Origin of the sequence: Paenibacillus sp. NPDC058071 (assembly GCF_042885235.1) — a bacterium.
GTDB lineage: Bacteria > Bacillota > Bacilli > Paenibacillales > Paenibacillaceae > Pristimantibacillus.
Map to the genome: position 1 here is coordinate 64445 of NZ_JBHVSK010000015.1, position 18624 is coordinate 83068.

Here is an 18624-nt window from a genome sequence, read left to right on the forward strand (position 1 = left end):
TTATGCGCATAGCTTATTTATAGATGTCAACGACCGGATTCGTTTGCTCGCGGTTCCGTCCAACGGAGAAGATCGCGATCGGAATACCTGTCAGCTCGGATACCCGGTTCAAGTAGTTGAGCGTGTTCACTGGAAGATCCTCAAGCGTCTTCGCGCCTGTAATATCTTCGGACCAGCCTGGCATTTCCTCGTAGACCGCTTCGCATTCCGCCAGCATTTTCAGGCTAGCCGGATAATGCTCGATCACTTCGCCACGGTATTTGTAGCCGGTGCAGATTTTAACCGTATCAAGACCTGTCAGCACGTCCAGCGAGTTCAGCGACAAGCCGGTGATGCCGCTCACGCGGCGAGCGTGACGGACAACGACGGTGTCGAACCAGCCGACACGGCGCGGACGGCCCGTAACTGTACCGTATTCGTGGCCTTTATCGCGGATCAGATCGCCGATCTCGTTAATTTGCTCCGTAGGGAATGGACCGTCGCCTACGCGCGTTGTGTACGCTTTGGCTACGCCGATAACTTGCTGAATTTTCGAAGGACCGACGCCGGAGCCGATGCAGACGCCGCCTGCGGACGGATTCGATGATGTAACGAACGGATAGGTACCTTGGTCGATATCGAGCATAACGCCTTGCGCGCCCTCGAACAGCACTTTCTTGTTCGTATCGATCGCATCGTTCAACACAACCGAAGTATCGGTTACATATTGACGAAGAACTTCCGCATAGACCAAATACTCTTGTACGATTTGGTCAGCGTCCAGCTTCTCGCCGCCGTACACTTGCTCGATCACTTGGTTCTTCTCTACGACGAGACGGCGAACCTTGGACTCAAATTCCTCCGCGTCCATCAGATCGGCGATACGGATGCCGTTACGCGCTGCTTTATCCATGTAGCACGGGCCGATGCCTTTGCGCGTCGTACCGATTTTATTGTCGCCTTTGCGCTCTTCTTCGAGTCCGTCCAGCACCAGGTGATACGGCATAATAACATGCGCGCGGTCGCTGATTTTCAGGTTTTCGGTCGAAAAGCCGTTTTCATGAATATAGTTAATTTCGTCGATCAGCGCTTGCGGGTTGATAACCATCCCGTTGCCAATGACGCAAAGTTTATTGTGATTGAAGATGCCCGATGGGATCATCGTCAGCTTATACTTTTTATTGTCGATCAAAATCGTGTGTCCGGCGTTATTACCGCCTTGGTAACGTGCAACAACGTCTGCTCCGTCCGCCAAGTAGTCGGTAATTTTGCCTTTCCCTTCGTCTCCCCATTGCGTACCGACAACAACTACCGTAGACATAAACATACCCCCGTCCGGGTGCCTTGCGCACACCGAAAATTACCGTCTACCGCACTGCGGTGCGTTAGCGCTCGAAAGAGGCTAACCGTCATTCGCCGGAAGACAGCACTAATAGTGTAGCAGTCCGCCCGACAGAAGTCAAACGAAAAACGAACAATTGCACGGTTGCCCATACAATTGTTCGGATATTTTCAGAAACCTTATGAGGCTTGCGACGGATCATCATGGGAACGATCCAAGCTCACGAATTTGTTGTAGTTCTTAAGAAAAACAAGCTCGACCGTTCCGACTGGACCGTTCCGCTGCTTAGCGATGATAATCTCGATAATATTCTTCTTCTCCGATTCCTTATCGTAGTAATCGTCACGATAAAGGAACGATACGATATCGGCATCTTGCTCGATCGAGCCGGATTCCCGAAGGTCAGACATCATCGGACGCTTGTCCTGCCGCTGCTCAACGCCCCGGCTAAGCTGCGACAGCGCGATAACCGGCACTTCCAGCTCACGGGCGATCTGCTTCAGCGTACGGGAAATTTCCGATACTTCCTGCTGCCGGTTCTCGCCCGCCTTGCCGCGGCCTTGAATGAGCTGCAAGTAGTCAATCAGAATCATGCCCAGTCCGCGTTCTTTCTTCAGACGGCGGCATTTCGCGCGAATATCGGCGACGGTAATGCCCGGCGTATCGTCAATGAAGATTTGCGCCTCGGACAAGGCGCCGATCGCCATCGTCAGCTTCTCCCAGTCGTCGCCTTCCAGATAGCCGGTCCGCATACGGCCGGCGTCGACGTTCGACTCGGCGCAAATCATCCGCTGAACCAGCTGGGCCGCGGACATCTCGAGACTGAAGATCGCGACTGTCTCGCGAGCTCGTACGCCGACGTTCTGCGCAATGTTCAGCGCGAAGGCCGTCTTGCCGACGGAAGGACGGGCAGCAACGATAATGAGGTCGCTGCGCTGAAAGCCCGACGTCATCTTATCGAGATCGGTAAAGCCGGAAGGAATGCCTGTCATTCCTTTGCCTTTATTGTTATAAAGCCCCTCGACCTTATCGAACACTTCCATCAGAACATCTCGGATCGAGATGAAGCCGCTGCCGGAGCGGCGATTGGAGATTTCCAATATTTTGCGCTCGGCGTCGCTCAGCATGACGCCGACCTCGTCCGTATTGGCATAGCCGTCCGACACGATATTGGTCGCCGTACGAATCAGACGGCGGAGCATCGATTTCTCTTCGACGATTTGCGCGTAATAATCGACGTTGGCCGCCGTCGGCACAGCGCTTGCCAGCCTGGCCAAATAGGTGACGCCGCCGATCTCCTCGATCAGCTGCTGATCCTGCAAGTGGGCCGTCAGCGTGACGAGGTCGACCGGCTGGTTGCTTTCACCCAGCTCGACCATCGCCTCGTAAATGTGCTGGTGGGGAACGCTGTAAAAGTCTTCGCTGCGCACCCGCTCCATCGCGGTAATCAGTGCTTCGGCCTGCAGCAGAATCGCCCCCAGAACGGCTTGCTCGGCCTCCAGGTTTTGCGGCGGAACGCGGTCAAACATCAGCTCGTTACTCATTCAGCATCCCTCCCCTCCGCTCTCTCGCTTATTCTTCCGCCGCTTGCACGCTCAGTTTGGCTTTAACTTCTGCATGCAGCTTCACTTGAACCTGCGTCACGCCCAACGCGCGAATCGGTTCGTCCAGATCGATTTTGCGTTTATCGACTTTAATACCGGTTTGCTTTTCCAGCGCTTCGGCGATTTGCTTGCTAGTGATGGCGCCGAACAACCGGCCGCCTTCTCCTGCCTTCGTCTTAATGACGATGGTCAATTCCTCCAGCTTTTTCGCGAGCGTCTGCGCATCCGCTTTCTCCTGCGCCTTGCGCTTCGCTTCCGAGGCGTTCTGAACCTCCAGCGTCTTCAGGTTGCCGTCCGAAGCCGGTTTAGCCAGCCCTTGCGGCAGCAGGAAGTTGCGTACGTAGCCCTCCGACACTTCCTTGACTTCGCCTTTCTTTCCTTGCCCTTTAACATCCTTCAAAAAGATCACTTTCATTCGAATAACCCCTCTTCCGCTTCAATTTCTTCCAATACCCGTTTCAGCTTGTCGGCCACTTCTGCGACCGTGCCTTCCAACTGGGCGGCGGCGTTGGTCAAATGCCCGCCCCCGCCCATTCTTTCCATGACGACCTGAACGTTCATGCCGCCCAGCGACCGGGCGCTGATGCCGATTAGGCCATCCTGTCTTTCACCGATGACGAACGAAGCTTGAATGTCCGTCATATTGAGCAGCGTATCGGCCGACTGCGCAATCAGCAGCTGCGGCACCTTCCGCCCGGGCTCAACGACAGCAATCGCGATATGATCGTAATATACGCCGGCGTGCTTAATGATCTCAGCCTTGCGTACGTACTCTTCCAAGTCCTCTTTCAGCATCCGCTGAATCATCATCGAGTCGGCTCCGTTGCGGCGCAGAAACGAGGCCGCTTCAAACGTTCTCGCTCCCGTCCGCAACGAGAAGCTTTTCGTATCGACGGTTATGCCCGCGAGCAGCGCTGTGGCTTCCCGCACGTCGAGCACGACACGGTCGTGAATATACTGCAGCAGCTCCGTCACCAGCTCACAGGCCGACGAAGCGTACGGTTCCATGTAGACGAGAATCGCATTCGACAGAAACTCCTCGCCGCGACGATGATGGTCGACGACAACGATCCGGTTCGTCATGGTCAGCAGCTTCGGCTCCTTGACCATTGACGCCTTATGCGTATCGACCACAATAGCGAGCGTATGCGAATCGGTCAAGCTCATCGCCTGCTCCGGCGAAATAAACCGCTTCGCGAAACGGTCGTCCTCGCGCAGCATTTCCATCATTTTTTCAATCGCAGGGTTCGTGCCTTCGAGCACGATATACGCTTCTTTGCCGCCGAGCTGGGCCGCTTTCAGCACGCCGATCGCCGCGCCCACCGCATCCATATCGGGCATCTTATGCCCCATAATAATGACGTTGCTGCTCTCGCGAATCAAATCCCGCAGTGCATGGGCAACCACCCGCGCGCGAACGCGCGTCCGCTTCTCAACCGCATTGGTCTTGCCGCCGTAGAACGATTGCCGTCCCCCGAACTTGACCGCCGCCTGATCGCCGCCTCGGCCAAGAGCGATATCGAGGCTCGACTGCGCCCAGGCGCCGAGCTCGACAATGCTCTCCGCACCCGCCGCAAAGCCGATGCTGAGCGTAATCGGAATTTTCTGATCGGCGGTCATCTCCCGCACTTCGTCTAGGACGAGGAAACGGGATTGCTCCAATTGACGCAGCGTCTTCTGGTCCGTAATGAGCAGAAACCGGTCTGACGTCAGCCTTTTCAAGAAAACTTGATAGCGCTGCGCCCATTCCGTAATTTCCGTCGTCACCTTCGACTGAAGCGAGCTCCGCTGATGGTCGTCCATCCCTTGCGTTACTTCATCCAGACTGTCGATCATAACGATGCCGAGCGCCAGCCTCTCTTCGTCGTACTTTTTACCCAGCTTCCAAAACTCCGTAATGTCGTTAACGTATAAGAGCCGTTCCTTTTGTTTGAAAATGAGTTGGTAAACGTGGCTGCCGACTGTCGCCTCAATGGCGCCCTCCTTATCTTTCGCCTGCTGCAAAGACGGGAAAAGCTCGATCAGCGGTTGTCCGACGACCGACTCCTGTCCCATCATTTGCGCGATAAAAGGGTTATGCCATTCGACCGTCTTCTCCTCGTTGTACAAAATAATGCCGAACGGAAGCTCGCCGATCACGTCGTTGCCGGCTTTCTTCACCCGGTACGACAGCGTTCCGAGATAGGATTTCAAATCATTGCGGAACGCTTTCTCGGCCAGCGCCGTATAGACCCCGACCGCTCCTGTCAGGAGCAGGCCGATCAGGCCCGGAAGCCAATGAAACCAGGCCAGCGTCACCGTCATTAAAATCATAAATACGAGGGCCCAAACTTGATGCATGCCATGCCATCGCTTAACAAGAAACTTCGGCATTCCTATTCGCTCCTGTGCTAATTTTTCTTAAACGACTTTCGGATTGGGAAGGCGGCATCGAGCACGCCGATAAGGTGAAGCGGCGGAATGAGCAGCACCGGGATGGCGATCAGTACCGGGACTACTTTGTTCCAGCGGCGTTCATGCGCGATATAAAAGAAAAATCCGATAGCCTGAACCGCGAATGCGAGCCGCAGCAGCGGCAGCAGATTCACGATAGCGACAGAGAAAAAGGAGTTGCTCTCGGCGGATACAAACAGCGCCATTACATAAACGATCAAGTACAGCATCACCAGTCCGCGCGGCAATCTCCAGTCCTTCGCTTCCGGCATAGCCGGAACGTCGATTCCGCCGGCCCGCAGTACGCGCCGGGAAATATAATGAGCAACGACCGTAAATAGAAACGAAATCACCATAAAAGCGAGCGGAATCGAATGAATCATCGTCCGAATTAGCGCATCCGTATGCGATTCCGTCCATTGTTCCGGCAGGACGTTCTGCGCTTGAATCTCGCTCATCATGGTCCGAACGGTATTGGTCAGCTCATCGACCATCGATATGCCAAGCGCATACTGGAATACGATCATTTCCAGCAGCAGCAGCGCAAGCAGCGCCGCAAAGGTTCGCTTCAGTACCGAAGGCGCCGGCGCCTTCTTGCGGTATAATTGTCCCATAACGACGGCTGGAACGAGGAAGAACAACGCAATAATGAGCACCGCCGGTCCGAGCAGCAAAGCTGCAATCACCCACACGGGAATCAAGTGAAATAAGAACGAGCGCGTTGTCAGCATCGTATAGAGCACGACGTATGGCACCATCATGACCATAATCGTCAACAAATTCAGTCCCGGCACGGCCAGCGTCAAAATAAGCAGCAGTGCCGCTACGCTCCAAAGAACTGATTTCAATCCAGGATTCAAACCTTTCACCTCTTGCGTACATAATCGTCTGCGATTTATTGTGCCATTAAACGTTCCACCCCATTATAGCACAAAAGCTTAACATCGCATCCACAATCCGAACAGCCCGCCCACTGCCCGTTCTCCTTGATACGGCGCGGTTCGGCCCGCGTTTCAAAAAATAGGATACGCCCGAAATTCCCGTTTATAACGGTTAAAAAAAGAAAGCGGCGGCACTGTACCGGCCGCCGCTGCTTTTGTTGTTTCCTCTATTCGCAATTGCAACTCGCTTTATTTCGACTGAACAGCCCAGCCGTCCTTCGTTTCGGCTATCTCCAATCCGAACGCTTGGAACGCCGTCAGCGGCATAAAATCGCGATTGCCGATCGACATCAGTTGCGCGGCCGTCTCGCCAGCTTCCAACTGATGTCCCCGTTCCAACATGAGCTCGCCTATCGGCAAGGCTGGCGCTTCTCCTGCATTCTTCTCCTGCACAGGCGTAGTCTGCTTGCGTTTGCTAGCCTTGCCGCCGAAGACCGAGGTCAACTCGTCGCCGCCGCTCGGACTGACCGCACGATACACCCCGGACCGCACCCCCTCGCCCGCGATCAGGCTGTAGCCATGCCGTTTCAGCGTCTCAATGTCGACGTAAGGGGTCCCGTTATGCGAAACAACCGGCGTCCGGTCTTCCCCCCATTGCAGCGTACCGGCCCCTTCCTTCAAACGAACAAAGCGGCTGCGGATTGGCTCTCCCGCGCGGACCCGCTTGTTCAGCTTACCGTCCTCCATCGCTAATTGGCCGCCTATGATAACATGCCGGATACCTGAAGAGGTTAAATCCGGCTTGTCCACGGTGGACCGGTCGCGAATCGTACCGTAATCGAATAGGACGATATCCGCGTCCATCCCCTTCGCCAGCCTGCCCTTTTTCCGCAAGGCCGGCGCTTGCTTCTCCAGCCGCTGAGCCGGGAGCAGCGTCATTTTCGCCACCGCATCCATCAGCGACAGCACCTGCCGCTCTCGCACGTATAAGCCGACTGTGCGAGCAAACGTGCCGGAAGCGCGAGGATGATTGTTCAATCCCGGCTCCAATATCGCGTCGCTGCCGATCATCACGTAAGGCGCCTTCAGCGCGTCGACCACATCCTGCTCCGGTATGGCGTACGCTACCGCCAGCTTCCCTTCGGAACGATAGCGGCTGAACGTTTCCGCCGTCAGCCGCTCCATCGTGCCGGCAATCTGCAAGTCATCGAACGTAATGTGGAAGCGCGATTGCCAGCCCTCGTCGAATCGGGCCGAGTTGAGGTACGTTCCCCAGTAATCGTAAGGGTAGACGCAGGACGTTATATCGAGCCCACGGTCGCGCGCCTCCTCGATCAAGGCGAGCGATTGCTTCATGGAGAACGTCCCGCCGGTGCTGTTGATATGGTCAATATGAACGGCCGCTCCCGTTTGCTCGGCATAGGCGATCAGCTCGTTTACCGCTTCAATATTAGTGCCTGGCTCCTCCATATCGGAATAACGAGCGTGGAAATAGACGGGCACATTGTATTCATGCGCCAGCTCCATCAGCGGCAATATTTCCGCTTTCGTAATGCCGGGCACATATTCAAGGCTAAACGATATGCCTAGCGCGCCGTTGTTCAGCGCCTCCTCGGCCATCTGCACAAGCTCCCCGACCTGTTCCGGCTGGGCGTTGTCGTAACGGCTCAGATTGAACGTATTGCGCGCCTGCGTATAGAAGAACGAGGTGCCGAAATGAACCGGCGTTTCATTGCGCTCATAGTAGCTGTACCATTTGTCCGGCGACTTCGTACCGCCGTGCATGGCAATATTGGCCGTTACACCGTCGGCAATCTTCTGCCACACCCCGAGCGGATTCGGATCATAGGACAAGTTGTCGATAAAACCCGGCGCGACAACCAGCCCTTTCGCTTGAATGATACGTTTGCCCTTTAACGGTTTAGCGGTCACAGCCTCAATGCGGCTGCCGGTAATGCCCACATTCCAGCCCTCTCCGTCGAGCTTCGTCTCAGGGTCAATCACCCGCCCGCCCGCAATGACAAGGTCGTATTCCACGGCCAGCTCAGCCGCCGCCTCGCTTTCCTTTGCCGCCGATGCCGGCCGGTTCGCTTCTTCCTTGCTCGCCAGCCTTGGCGCTGCTCCTTCTCCGTCCTTGTACCAGCCCGGATACAAAGCTATCGCGGCGATTAACAGCGCAAATAAGCCAAAAAGACGGAACCGTCTGCGGTTACCGTCTTTTTGGCGCTTCTCTTCCTTCATCGAAAGCCCCTCCTGATGTTAAACCGTCGTATGGTAATATTTTCCCCTAAAGCGCCGGAAAATAGACCACCGCCGATGCACATGCTCGGATCAGGCTCGATGCTTTTTTAAGCTTCCACTTTAAGCTTCCATGGCTGTTTGGCCTTGCTGCATAATCGTTTGACAATAATCGATAATTTCGCTTCTTCTTACAATGCCGATAAATCGGCCGATATCGTCCACGACAGGCACAAAGTTTTGCGCCTTCGCCAGCGTAATTAAATCACCCATGTTGGAGTCGATTTGTACAGACCGGTTGTTCAACCGCAGCGGCACTTCCGACAGCTTCACCTTGTTGGCGTTCTCGAAAGTCAGATCCGGCCGGCTCTTCATAAACCAGAGCAGATCGCCCTCCGTTACCGTCCCGGCATACCCGCCGTGTTCATCGATAATCGGAACCGCGGTGTACCGGTGATGCTCCATCTTCTCCAGGGTTTGCCTGAGCGTTGCTTCTTGCGTTACGGTAATTACGTCCTGCTTGGGCAGCAGGAAGAACGCAATGTTCATCGTCATTCAACTCCATTTCTTTCTCTTAACGGTAATGACGTAATGACGTCCTATGCCCATCTTTATGCTCGAATTAAAAACGACAACGATCGATGTCCGCTTATCGCGACGAGTAACCGGCTATTCCTGCTCTTCGGCCGCAGCCGTCCCGCTTCCCGTCGACAGCGACTGTACCGGCTTCTCGCTCTTGACCGATCCGTTTGCCTCCGGAATGATCAAGTCGCTCTTGCGCGTATCCCCGTCCATCCAGCTTGCGATCATTCGGCGAACATCCGCCAAGTCTTGCTCATCGGCGAAGAAGTACCAGGCGCCGCCCGCTTGCAGACGATGGCCTTCGCCCTTCAGCGTATAGCTGTAGATCGTCCGGTTGCCCGTTTGCAGCATCGCCTGCCCCAGATCGATCATTTGATCGGGACGCAGATCGGTATTGAAATTATCGCCCATAATGCCGACAAACTCCGGTATTTTCGTCCATTGGCCGACTTGCGACGCTTTATCCAGCATAGCAGAGAGGAACGTCTGATGTCTCTTCGTCCGGCTCATATCGCCGCCCGCGTCCTCGCGGTATCGAACATAATTAAGTGCATCTTTGCCATTATATACATCCTGACCGGCTTTCACGACAAAATGTTCATGATCGGGATCTTTATTTATTATATCTTCTTCAATAGGGAGTGAAATACCTCCCATGGCATCAATTACGTCGCGAAAACCTGCGAAGTTGATCGCTGCGTAATGATCGACCGGCGATTGAAAAAAGCTTTCGACCGTCTCCAGCGACATTTTCGCTCCCCCAAAGGCATAAGCGTGCGTAATTTTATCTTTCTTGCCTCTGCCCGCAATCTCCACGTACGTATCGCGAGGAATCGATACCATTAGAACCGCTCCATCCTTCGGACGAACAATCGTATAGATCATCGTATCGGACCGCCCAACTTCCTTGCCGCGCTGATCGACGCCGAGCAGCAGCATCGCAAGCGGTTTATCTTCGTCGCCTTTGACCTGCGAAATCGGTACCGGCTCCCTGCCATCGATCGGCTTGTAGCTATTTTCGAGGGTCGATTCTACCTTATCCCGCAAAAACCAGTTGAAGCCAAGCATAGCCAGCTGGCCCCTGTTAAAGTAGCCAATAACGCCAAGCAGCAGCACAACGACCGCCAGCGAGCCGGCTATCCCTTTTTTATTCATTCGCATGATTGCTATTTCTCCCAACTCTATAATCTGTCGAATCTCCAAAAAACGCACAATCTAGCACGCTTTCTTCATTTTAAACGAGACGGCGGAGCGACAGGTTACAAAACTTTTACAAAAAATGCATCCATTTGGGGAAAAATGCGGTGTTTCAGAAGGAATAATCCATCTTTGGAACGAATACAATCAAGGCAGGATAAACTATAGAAAGGGTGACCTCTCTATTATGTCAACGCCTCATTACGAGCCGGATCGTTCGTCGACCGGACTTGACCCTAAGGTAGCTGGCTTGCTGGCCTATCTAGGAGGCTTTATTACCGGAATCATATTTTTGGCTATCGAGAAAAACAGCCGCTTCGTCAAATTTCATGCGATGCAATCGATTGTCGTCTCTGTGATTCTCGTAGTCTTAAATATTATTCTCGGCTTCATTCCGTTAATCGGATGGCTGCTGGGCATCATTCTGGGACCGCTGACCTTCATTCTTTGGATTGCGCTAATGCTTCTCGCGCTGCAGGGTAAGTATTTCAAGCTTCCCTATATTGGGGATTGGTCGGAGCAGCAGATCAATAAGTTCTAAAACGAAAGGAGGCAGAGCCGCATTCGTTGCGCGCTTCTGCCTCTCTTTCATTCTATTCGGACAGCTTCATTCGAGCCGCCTTGGACAGTCCCGCGACGACAAGCTCGTAAGAGTGATCGATCATGCCTTGCAAATCCTCATCGTCTAAATCACGATTCCAATAGACCGTGTTCCAATGCTTCTTGTTCATATGATAGCCGGGCACGACCGCTTCGTGCCGGTCTCTCAAATCGGCCGCCAGCATCGGTTCGCATTTCAGAGAGATCGAATCGTCGCCGAATACCGCGAACATTTTTCCCCCGGCCTTCATAACAAGCGGATCAGGACCAAACGGGTATTCCTTTGAAGCGCCTGGCTTGCTGAGACAATATTCGATCAAACGTTCCATTCCTTCGCCTCCTTCTCTATTTCAAAAACAGCGTAGCGTTGCAGTATCGTCTGGCGAGCGAATGAAAGTATGACGTCTGAATCGAGATCGCCGCAATCATCAGCACGTTGCGGAGCGCCTCGGCTTGCCCGTCCGCCAAATACGGCACCCGCTCTGCAAACTTGGCCGCCGATTCCCGGACAGCATTCTCCGTCAAGGCGTCCTGGTTGCGTACGCCTTTCACATGGCCGACCGTATCGAGCAGTTGGTCGTTGTTGGCGTCAAGCTCTTCGAACATCGCCGAATAGGTAGCGTAGAGCTCAAGCGGTCCGATCAGATCGTCGCAGTCGTCCTCCGGCCGATTGAAGACGATATCGAACAGCTTCCGAATCGAGTCGAAATCGAGATTCGACTTCAGATCGTCTATGACGAACAGCAGCGCCGCCTGATTGAGCGAATATTTTTTACCGACTTTCGGACAGAAGTAAGCTTTGAAATCGCGCTTCACCCAGTTTTGCATAGACGTGATCGACATATGAGAGTATTCGATCAACTGGCCCAACGCCGATATTTCCTGCAGCGAGAAGCCTTTGACCACATTTCCTTTGATCAGCTTCTCCAATACGGGAGGCAATGAGGTCGACAAGAAGGCCGGCAGTGTGGAGCCCGCTTCGCAAGCGTCCCGGTGCGCTTTTTTCCAAGCCCGCTGCAGTACGACAAGCGGTTTCTCGTCGTTCGAGCCGTGCAGCGCCAGCAGCAGCTGAGCCATTTCCTTGCGGGTGAGCGTGAATGATTCCACTTCATCTTCCTCCTTCGTCGCATGTTACAAGTTCAACTGAACTCATCATACGCCCGCGAATAGACGTTGTAAAGACGAGAAATCGGCTAATATCGAGGTTAATGTTCTGATTTTTCCGCCATATTGCGTCCTACAAGACTTCTAACGCGAAATAGAGAATTTGCATGTGACGGGTACATTTCAGTATAGTATTTCATAAGCACTTATCTTTCAAAAAAATACAATGGATAAAGGATTGTGAAGAGCCCAAATGGACAGTAGTATAGGATTAAATTTGTTTTTGATCGCAGTGTTGATCGTATTGACCGCTTTTTTCGTAGCAACGGAGTTTGCGATTATCCGCTTGCGCACGAGCCGTGTCGATCAATTGGTGCTTGAAGGTAAGAAGAATGCGCTCGCCGTACAACGAGTAACGAGCAACCTGGACGCTTATTTGTCAGCCTGTCAGCTCGGTATTACGATTACAGCGCTCGGACTCGGTTGGCTCGGAGAACCGACCGTCGAGAAAATTCTTTTGCCAGTATTCGAAAGCATGCACATCAACAGCGATATCAGCCATATTTTATCCTTTATCATCGCGTTCTCCGTCGTTACATTTCTTCACGTCGTGATCGGCGAGCTCGCACCGAAAACCTGGGCGATTCAAAAGGCCGAATTTATTAGTTTTGCCGTCGCTAAACCGATTATCTTTTTCTATAAAATGATGTTCCCGTTTATCTGGGTATTGAACGGCTCCGCCAATGCGGTAACGCGCATGTTCGGCCTGAAGCCGGCGAAAGAGCATGAAGAAGCCCATTCCGAGGAAGAAATTCAGATCATTCTGAATGACAGCTTCCAAAGCGGTAAAATCAACAACACCGAGTACGGATACGTAAGCCGCATCTTCGCATTCGACGAAATGCTGGCAAAAGAAATTATGGTGCCGCGCACCGACATGATCTGCCTTTATACCAATAATTCGTTGATCGAGAATATGGATATTATCCGCAAGGAACAATATACACGCTTTCCAGTCGCTACAGGAAGCAAAGACAACATTGTCGGCATGATCAATACGAAGCAGCTGTTTCTGGAATTCCAGGACAACCGCGAGTTTGACTTCAAAAAGCTTATTTATCCGGTTCTGACCGTCTCCGAGGTGCTTCCGGTCAAGACATTGCTTAAGCGGATGCAGCAGGAACGCGTTCATATCGCCATTCTGATGGACGAATACGGCGGTACATCGGGTTTGATTACGATCGAGGACATTCTCGAAGAAATCGTTGGCGAGATCCGCGACGAATTCGACGGCGACGAGCGCCGCGAAATCGAGAAGCTGGACGACAACTGCTACTTGCTCGACGGCAAAGTGCTGCTCGACGAAATTAGCGACCTGACCGGCGTCAATCTGCATCACGAAGAAGTCGATACGGTCGGCGGTTGGCTGTACAGTATTATGCTCGACCCGAAACCGGGCAAAGAGATGAAGCACGAGAATATGCGCTTCATCGTCCGCGAAGTGGCGAAGCATCGAATTAAGAAAGTCGAGCTTATTATCGAAGACGAATCGCAGGCACAAGAGCCCGAATTCGTAACGGCTTAAGGCCAGCTTCAACAACTATAATCATCGCCCCGCTTCAAGCGGGACGAATACCTACAGGCTGTCGAGATACTCTCGACAGCCTGTATTGTTTTATAGCTCAGAATGGAAATTAGTGCCTGACTATAGGTGATGGCAAGCGCTGCGGGTCAGAGGGTTCTTCCGATCGCCATTAAAGCCTGATTCCTTTTATTTTATAGAGGTTGCGGTAGGAATCTGGCTTTAAAAGCGACCACTACCGTTTCTCCAGAATCCCTCTGCCCCTTCGCTGCTCTCTCCTTTTCAGTCAGGTACTGATTTTGATGCAGAGCCTGTCCGCTCAGGTCAAAACCTGCCTAGTGGCAGGTTTTGACCTTGTTGCATGCTAACCAAACGTACAAGACTGTATTACGCCCCTATTCCCTCTTCTCGTACAACACATCTGCGCCCTTCCTCTACTCAGAATCCGTCCCTATACCCAATAACTGCAAAAAGGCAGTTATTCTGTCCCAAAACTCGTGTTAAAAGAGCAATAACTGCCTTTTTGCAGTTATTTCGTCCTCCGGGGTCTTATTTAACCTAAACCATCGGACAATAACATCCTTTTTGCAGTTATTGCTCCGATTGGCCTTGATAGTGAAAAAATAACTGCAATACTGCACTTATTTTCCAGCACTCTGCCACTTGGCGTTCTATATTAAAGCCTAGCATATAACGCAACAACCACTCCACGCCAATGTCAGCCACGAATATGTTATGGAGCACGAAAAAGCGCCCCACTACTCCCATCGAAGGATGAAGGAGCGACCTTGGGCGCCGGAATTTTAAATGTAATTTTCAAAATAATTTTGAATGTGCATGTATTTATGCATTCGGCAGTTTACCTATTTAAAATCATCTTCTTTAATTAATCGGACAATCGTGCACCTCTACCCTTGGGAGACAAACCACACTGCGCAAGCGCGCAACCTCATCGTACGTTGTCACAGCTTTTCATTTGCACGACTGCGAGCTAAGTTGCTTTTCACCAACCACCAGCCATCCTACTAGCGTTTTTCCGCATCGTGCGCCTTCTGGCGTGCGGTGCCATTACGGCACGCGGTGCTCGGTCACACGTCGGCGGTCAAACCTCGTGCGGCCACTCCTCTCCATCAACTCCATCATCCTTACCGATTGATGTCAGCCACTCCACCCTCGACTGGTTTTGGAAACACGGCTTTCAGCAGCGGCGGCGTAACAAGCGTTGTCAGGATGACAACTAAGATGATGGACGTATAATACGCCGGATGCAGCAGACCGCCAACCAATCCGGTCGACGCGATAATAAGCGCCACTTCTCCCCGTGATACCATACCCGCTCCGACAGCAATTGACGATCTGGTATCGAAGCCAGTCAACCTTGCGCCGAGACCTCCGCCAATCAGCTTCGACAGAATCGCCAGCACCGTCATTGCGATAATAAACGGAAGCTGGCTGCCCACGCCCTCGAACGTAATGTTAAGTCCGATACTGACGAAGAAAACAGGTACAAACAGCGTGTAGGCAATCGGTTCCGTTTTCGTTTCAATCTCCTTTTTATAAGCGGTTTGCGATATCGCCAACCCCGCCGCGAAAGCGCCGATAATGCCGGCAATGCCCATTTTCTCGGCAAAGTACGAGAAGGCGAAGCAAACGATCAATCCGCCGCTCATCACCGCCTGTGTCACACGGAACGGCGCGAACAGCTTCAGGAAGTGTGGCACAATGAACCATCCGGCGAGCAGGACAGCAACGAAGAAAACAACCTTTTTGCCGATCAGCAAACCGATCGATACGTCAGCAGCAGCACCCTCCCCAAGAAAGCTCAGCATAACAGCCAGCATAATAACAACGATGACGTCGTCGACTACTGCCGCTCCAAGCACAGTCGTTCCCTCACGCGAGCCAAGACGGTCCATCTCCTTCAATGTCTGAACGGTAATACTGACCGAAGTAGCACACAAGAGCAGCCCGATAAACCATGCTTCCGACGGGTTCAGGCCGAACCCGGAAGCAACCGCATAACCACCGATTAAAGGCAGCACCACCCCTCCCGCTGCTACCGCGAAGGACGACTTCCAATTGCGCTTCAGCTGTTCTAAATCTGTTTCTAGACCGGCAATAAACATAAGCAACAGGACGCCAATCTCTGAAAAATAATGAATGAATTCATTCGGCTGCACCCAGCCGAGAATGGCCGGTCCGAGCAGAACCCCAGCCAGCAGTTTACCTAGTACGGATGGCTGACCAAGTTTCACTGATAAAGCTCCGGCTAGCTTGGTAGCCGCAATGACAATGACAAGAGTAAGAATGAATGCCAACAAGATTGCCCCCTTTGATGTTATAAGCATAAGAAAAAGAGCCTGCAATTATGCAGGCCCCATACCGCTCCAAAAAGACAGAGAGAGCCCGCTGTGGCAGGCTCCTCCTCTTCCGTGCTTATTCATTTCCTTAATTATACACCGGCACCCTTACCGCTTTCAATGGAAACCGATTCCTTATCGTCATCATAAAGCGTCGATCTCGAAGTAAAGTAGCCGAATAGGTGCGTGAAAAACACTTTAAGCACCGCGTAGCCCGGTACCGCTAAAATGACCCCCGCAACGCCAAACAAATTGCCGGCCGTCAAAATAACGAAGATGATCGTAATCGGGTGAATTTGCAGCGACTTGCCCATAATTTGCGGAGAAATGAACTTCCCTTCGATCAATTGAACGACCGTCCAGATAACGACCATTTTCAACAGCATGATCGGCGAATCGACCGCCGCAACGATAAGCGCAGGCGTAATCGCGATCGCAGGTCCAAGGTAAGGGACAACGGCCGTACAGGCTGCAATTAACGCCAAAACGAGCGAATATTTGAGCCCGATGATAATGTAGCCAATGTAGAGCAGCACGCCGATACAGAAGCTTATAATAATCTGTCCTCGAATGTAGCTGCTGATTTGTTCGTTCATTTCGCCGAATACACCCAGCGAAGACTTCCGCAGCCTTGTCGGTAAGAAGCCTACAATTCTTTTCGGCAGCTTTTTACCATCTTTCAACAAGTAGAACAAAATAAACGGAAGCGTTACAATTGCCAGCACCACTTCCTTCAACGTGTGAACGAAAGAGCCGACGCTAGACCAGGCGCTGTTAAGCCAGTTGGTGAAGGTACTGGTTATTTTGCCGGTCATCTCAGCTGAGTTGAAATCAAACCACTGCTGCAGTTGCGTAGACAACGCACTGTCTGTCAGATCGTCGAACTGCACCCTTAGTGTCTCCGCAAATTTCGGCAAATCGTGAATCAGATTGGTGATCTGATCCGTAATAAGCGGAATTACGGACACCAGCAGCACGGTTATAATGCCAACGATTAGTAAAAATAAAATAATGATCGAATAGACCCGCTTCACCCTTCGCTTCTCAAGCGCATCCACGATAGGATTCAACAGATAATAGACCACCCCGGCCAGCAAAACTGGCAGCAAAATCGTTTTGAATAAAACGGTCAGCGGTGTAAAAATATAAGAGATTTTGGTGAATATGAAAATATTCAGGCCGATGAGCAGCAGCACTAGCAAAAAGATGACAAATTTATTGTTCAATATAAATTGTTTAAAGCGGCTTGCTCCTGTCTGTTGCGGTTCCATTGCGTTCCTCCATTCTTTCTCGGCCGTTCGTAAGGCGTCGCGTCCAAGCTGTTGTGCTACTTACCATTATCGCCCTGCAGGACGCGAATAAACGTCTTCTTTTAACGCCCCATCTCTTGTATATACGATTGTCCGCCCATTAAGTAGCAAAGGTTTTAAAATCGTTTTTGATCCGCTTTGGTCGCTGATTGAGATGTTAAAAAAGCCCCCGTCACGGGGACGGGGGCTCCGGACGGCTATGGCCGTCTCAATTAATTAATGAAGAATCGAAGAGAGGCCGTTAACATGCTGCAGATAGCGCACGTTGCTCGCTTCCTTCATCAGCGTAGCAGACAGGCCTCTCAGACGAAGCTGGCTTGCGCCGACCGTGCCGATTGCGTCTTTGCGGCCAAGGCTCGCCAGAACGCCGGAATTAACGAATTGGAACGATTGCAACGGAATGCCTTTGTAATCAGCATACAGATTGTAACCGATCGCTTCGCCCATTTGCCATGCGATTTGCGCGCTTGGCGGGTAAGGACGGCCTTCCGGACCGAATACAACAGCGTTGTCGCCGGCAAGGAATACGTCGGAATGGGATGTCGATTGCAGGAACTCATTCACCGTAGCGCGGCCACGGTTAACTTCGATACCGCAGTTTGCAACGACTGGGTTGCCTGTTACGCCGCCGGTCCATACGAATGTATTCGTATCGATCGAGCTGCCGTCTTTCAGCATAACCTTCGTGCCTTGCACTTCTGTAACTGCAACGCCCATGATCAGGTTAACGCCGCGTTTGGTCAAGCTTTCTTTCGCACGCTCGAGCAGTTCAGCTGGGAAGCCTGCCAGAATCGTTGGACCTGCTTCGATGTTGTGCAGTTTGATTTCACTGCGATCGATACCGCGCTTCTCACACCATTTTGGCAGCATGTCGACGATTTCGCCCGTCAACTCGATACCGGTCAAGCCGCCGCCGCCGATAACGATGGTAGCGTCCTTCTCGTCCTTCGATTTTGCATAAGCGTCTAGACGCGCTTGAATATGCGCAGACACTTTTTTCGCTTCTTCAACCGATTTCAGCGTCATGCTGTTTTCTTCCAGACCAGGAATGCCGAAGAAAGCTGTTTCGCCGCCGAGTGCAACAACGAGCTTGTCGTAGCCCAGGTTGCCGCTTGCCAGCAAACGAACTTGTTTTTTCTCTGGATCGATGTTCTCAACATTGTCGATGATGAGTTGGATCGATTTATTTTTCAACAGCTTATTCAATGGGAGCGCAACGTTGCCCTCGTTCAAACCGCTAACAGCCAGACGATGCAATTCCGTTACGATTTGATGGTAAGGTACACGGTTTACGAGTGTAATCTCAGCTTCTTGAGGCGTGAAATATTTGCGTGCAGTCAGGGCGCTAAGCAAACCGCCGTAGCCGCCACCGAGAATCAAAATTTGTTTAGCCATGCTAATCTTATCCTCCG

At 52.2% G+C, this 18624-nt stretch carries 15 protein-coding genes; 2 read left to right on the top strand and 13 right to left on the bottom strand.

Going from position 1 to position 18624, the window contains the following annotated elements; translation table 11 throughout:
• Positions 1–13: 13 nt before the first annotated feature.
• From ACFVTB_RS21345 to ACFVTB_RS21380, 8 genes are all read right to left on the bottom strand, one after another.
• On the bottom strand, positions 14–1300 hold the full coding sequence (locus ACFVTB_RS21345; protein ID WP_387753721.1) for an adenylosuccinate synthase: 1287 nt from the start codon (positions 1298–1300) through the stop codon (positions 14–16).
• Positions 1301–1500: 200 nt separating this feature from the next.
• Positions 1501–2865 carry a replicative DNA helicase gene (gene dnaB, locus ACFVTB_RS21350; RefSeq protein WP_387753723.1) on the bottom strand — a complete coding sequence of 455 codons (1365 nt, stop codon included), beginning with the start codon at positions 2863–2865 and terminating at the stop codon, positions 1501–1503.
• A gap of 28 nt (positions 2866–2893) precedes the next feature.
• Positions 2894–3340 carry a 50S ribosomal protein L9 gene (gene rplI, locus ACFVTB_RS21355; protein WP_387753726.1) on the bottom strand — a complete coding sequence of 149 codons (447 nt, stop codon included), beginning with the start codon at positions 3338–3340 and terminating at the stop codon, positions 2894–2896.
• Positions 3337–5298, bottom strand: a complete 1962-nt coding sequence (locus ACFVTB_RS21360; RefSeq protein ID WP_387753728.1) for a DHH family phosphoesterase — start codon at positions 5296–5298, stop codon at positions 3337–3339. The genes rplI and ACFVTB_RS21360 overlap by 4 nt, the downstream gene beginning before the upstream one ends.
• A 17-nt stretch (positions 5299–5315) precedes the next feature.
• Positions 5316–6227, bottom strand: a complete 912-nt coding sequence (locus ACFVTB_RS21365; protein WP_387753731.1) for a DUF2232 domain-containing protein — start codon at positions 6225–6227, stop codon at positions 5316–5318.
• Between the two features lie 261 nt (positions 6228–6488).
• A complete protein-coding gene (locus ACFVTB_RS21370) occupies positions 6489–8480 on the bottom strand; it encodes an amidohydrolase family protein (RefSeq protein WP_387753734.1) in 1992 nt (663 codons plus the stop codon).
• A gap of 120 nt (positions 8481–8600) precedes the next feature.
• Positions 8601–9026 carry a CBS domain-containing protein gene (locus tag ACFVTB_RS21375; protein ID WP_387753737.1) on the bottom strand — a complete coding sequence of 142 codons (426 nt, stop codon included), beginning with the start codon at positions 9024–9026 and terminating at the stop codon, positions 8601–8603.
• A gap of 120 nt (positions 9027–9146) precedes the next feature.
• Complete coding sequence (locus ACFVTB_RS21380) at positions 9147–10220, bottom strand: LCP family protein (RefSeq protein ID WP_387753740.1); 1074 nt, start codon at positions 10218–10220, stop codon at positions 9147–9149.
• Positions 10221–10443: 223 nt separating this feature from the next.
• On the opposite strand from ACFVTB_RS21380, the gene ACFVTB_RS21385 reads away from it, so the two are divergent.
• Positions 10444–10797, top strand: coding sequence for a DUF4870 domain-containing protein (locus ACFVTB_RS21385; protein WP_387753742.1), 354 nt, complete (start codon positions 10444–10446; stop codon positions 10795–10797).
• Between the two features lie 52 nt (positions 10798–10849).
• Here ACFVTB_RS21385 and ACFVTB_RS21390 read toward each other — a convergent pair whose 3' ends face one another.
• Complete coding sequence (locus ACFVTB_RS21390) at positions 10850–11185, bottom strand: MmcQ/YjbR family DNA-binding protein (RefSeq protein WP_387753745.1); 336 nt, start codon at positions 11183–11185, stop codon at positions 10850–10852.
• Positions 11186–11201: 16 nt separating this feature from the next.
• Positions 11202–11963, bottom strand: a complete 762-nt coding sequence (locus ACFVTB_RS21395; protein WP_387753748.1) for a DUF1836 domain-containing protein — start codon at positions 11961–11963, stop codon at positions 11202–11204.
• Positions 11964–12213: 250 nt separating this feature from the next.
• Here ACFVTB_RS21395 and ACFVTB_RS21400 point away from each other — a divergent pair, with 250 nt between their 5' ends.
• Positions 12214–13545: a hemolysin family protein gene (locus tag ACFVTB_RS21400; protein WP_387753750.1), complete on the top strand. Its 1332-nt coding sequence runs from the start codon at positions 12214–12216 to the stop codon at positions 13543–13545.
• A gap of 1142 nt (positions 13546–14687) precedes the next feature.
• Here the strand turns inward: ACFVTB_RS21400 and ACFVTB_RS21405 are convergent.
• The 3 genes from ACFVTB_RS21405 to ACFVTB_RS21415 form a co-directional block, all read right to left on the bottom strand.
• Positions 14688–15860, bottom strand: coding sequence for a cation:proton antiporter (locus ACFVTB_RS21405; RefSeq protein ID WP_387753753.1), 1173 nt, complete (start codon positions 15858–15860; stop codon positions 14688–14690).
• A 134-nt stretch (positions 15861–15994) separates the two neighbouring features.
• Positions 15995–17173, bottom strand: a complete 1179-nt coding sequence (locus ACFVTB_RS21410) for an AI-2E family transporter (protein WP_387753755.1) — start codon at positions 17171–17173, stop codon at positions 15995–15997.
• 255 nt (positions 17174–17428) lie between these two features.
• Entirely contained in the window at positions 17429–18607 is a 1179-nt protein-coding gene (locus ACFVTB_RS21415; protein WP_387753758.1) for an NAD(P)/FAD-dependent oxidoreductase, read from the bottom strand.
• Positions 18608–18624: the final 17 nt, after the last annotated feature.

Excerpts from the sequence above, each read along its gene's own strand:
- ACFVTB_RS21415 (WP_387753758.1), bottom strand. The coding sequence starts at position 18,607 with ATGGCTAAACAAATTTTGATTCTCGGTGGCGGCTACGGCGGTTTGCTT.
- ACFVTB_RS21410 (WP_387753755.1), bottom strand. The coding sequence starts at position 17,173 with ATGGAACCGCAACAGACAGGAGCAAGCCGCTTTAAACAATTTATATTG.
- dnaB (WP_387753723.1), bottom strand. The coding sequence starts at position 2,865 with ATGAGTAACGAGCTGATGTTTGACCGCGTTCCGCCGCAAAACCTGGAG.
- ACFVTB_RS21380 (WP_387753740.1), bottom strand. The coding sequence starts at position 10,220 with ATGCGAATGAATAAAAAAGGGATAGCCGGCTCGCTGGCGGTCGTTGTG.
- ACFVTB_RS21400 (WP_387753750.1), top strand. The coding sequence starts at position 12,214 with ATGGACAGTAGTATAGGATTAAATTTGTTTTTGATCGCAGTGTTGATC.
- ACFVTB_RS21345 (WP_387753721.1), bottom strand. The coding sequence starts at position 1,300 with ATGTCTACGGTAGTTGTTGTCGGTACGCAATGGGGAGACGAAGGGAAA.
- ACFVTB_RS21360 (WP_387753728.1), bottom strand. The coding sequence starts at position 5,298 with ATGCCGAAGTTTCTTGTTAAGCGATGGCATGGCATGCATCAAGTTTGG.
- rplI (WP_387753726.1), bottom strand. The coding sequence starts at position 3,340 with ATGAAAGTGATCTTTTTGAAGGATGTTAAAGGGCAAGGAAAGAAAGGC.
- ACFVTB_RS21370 (WP_387753734.1), bottom strand. The coding sequence starts at position 8,480 with ATGAAGGAAGAGAAGCGCCAAAAAGACGGTAACCGCAGACGGTTCCGT.
- ACFVTB_RS21390 (WP_387753745.1), bottom strand. The coding sequence starts at position 11,185 with ATGGAACGTTTGATCGAATATTGTCTCAGCAAGCCAGGCGCTTCAAAG.
- ACFVTB_RS21375 (WP_387753737.1), bottom strand. The coding sequence starts at position 9,026 with ATGAACATTGCGTTCTTCCTGCTGCCCAAGCAGGACGTAATTACCGTA.
- ACFVTB_RS21385 (WP_387753742.1), top strand. The coding sequence starts at position 10,444 with ATGTCAACGCCTCATTACGAGCCGGATCGTTCGTCGACCGGACTTGAC.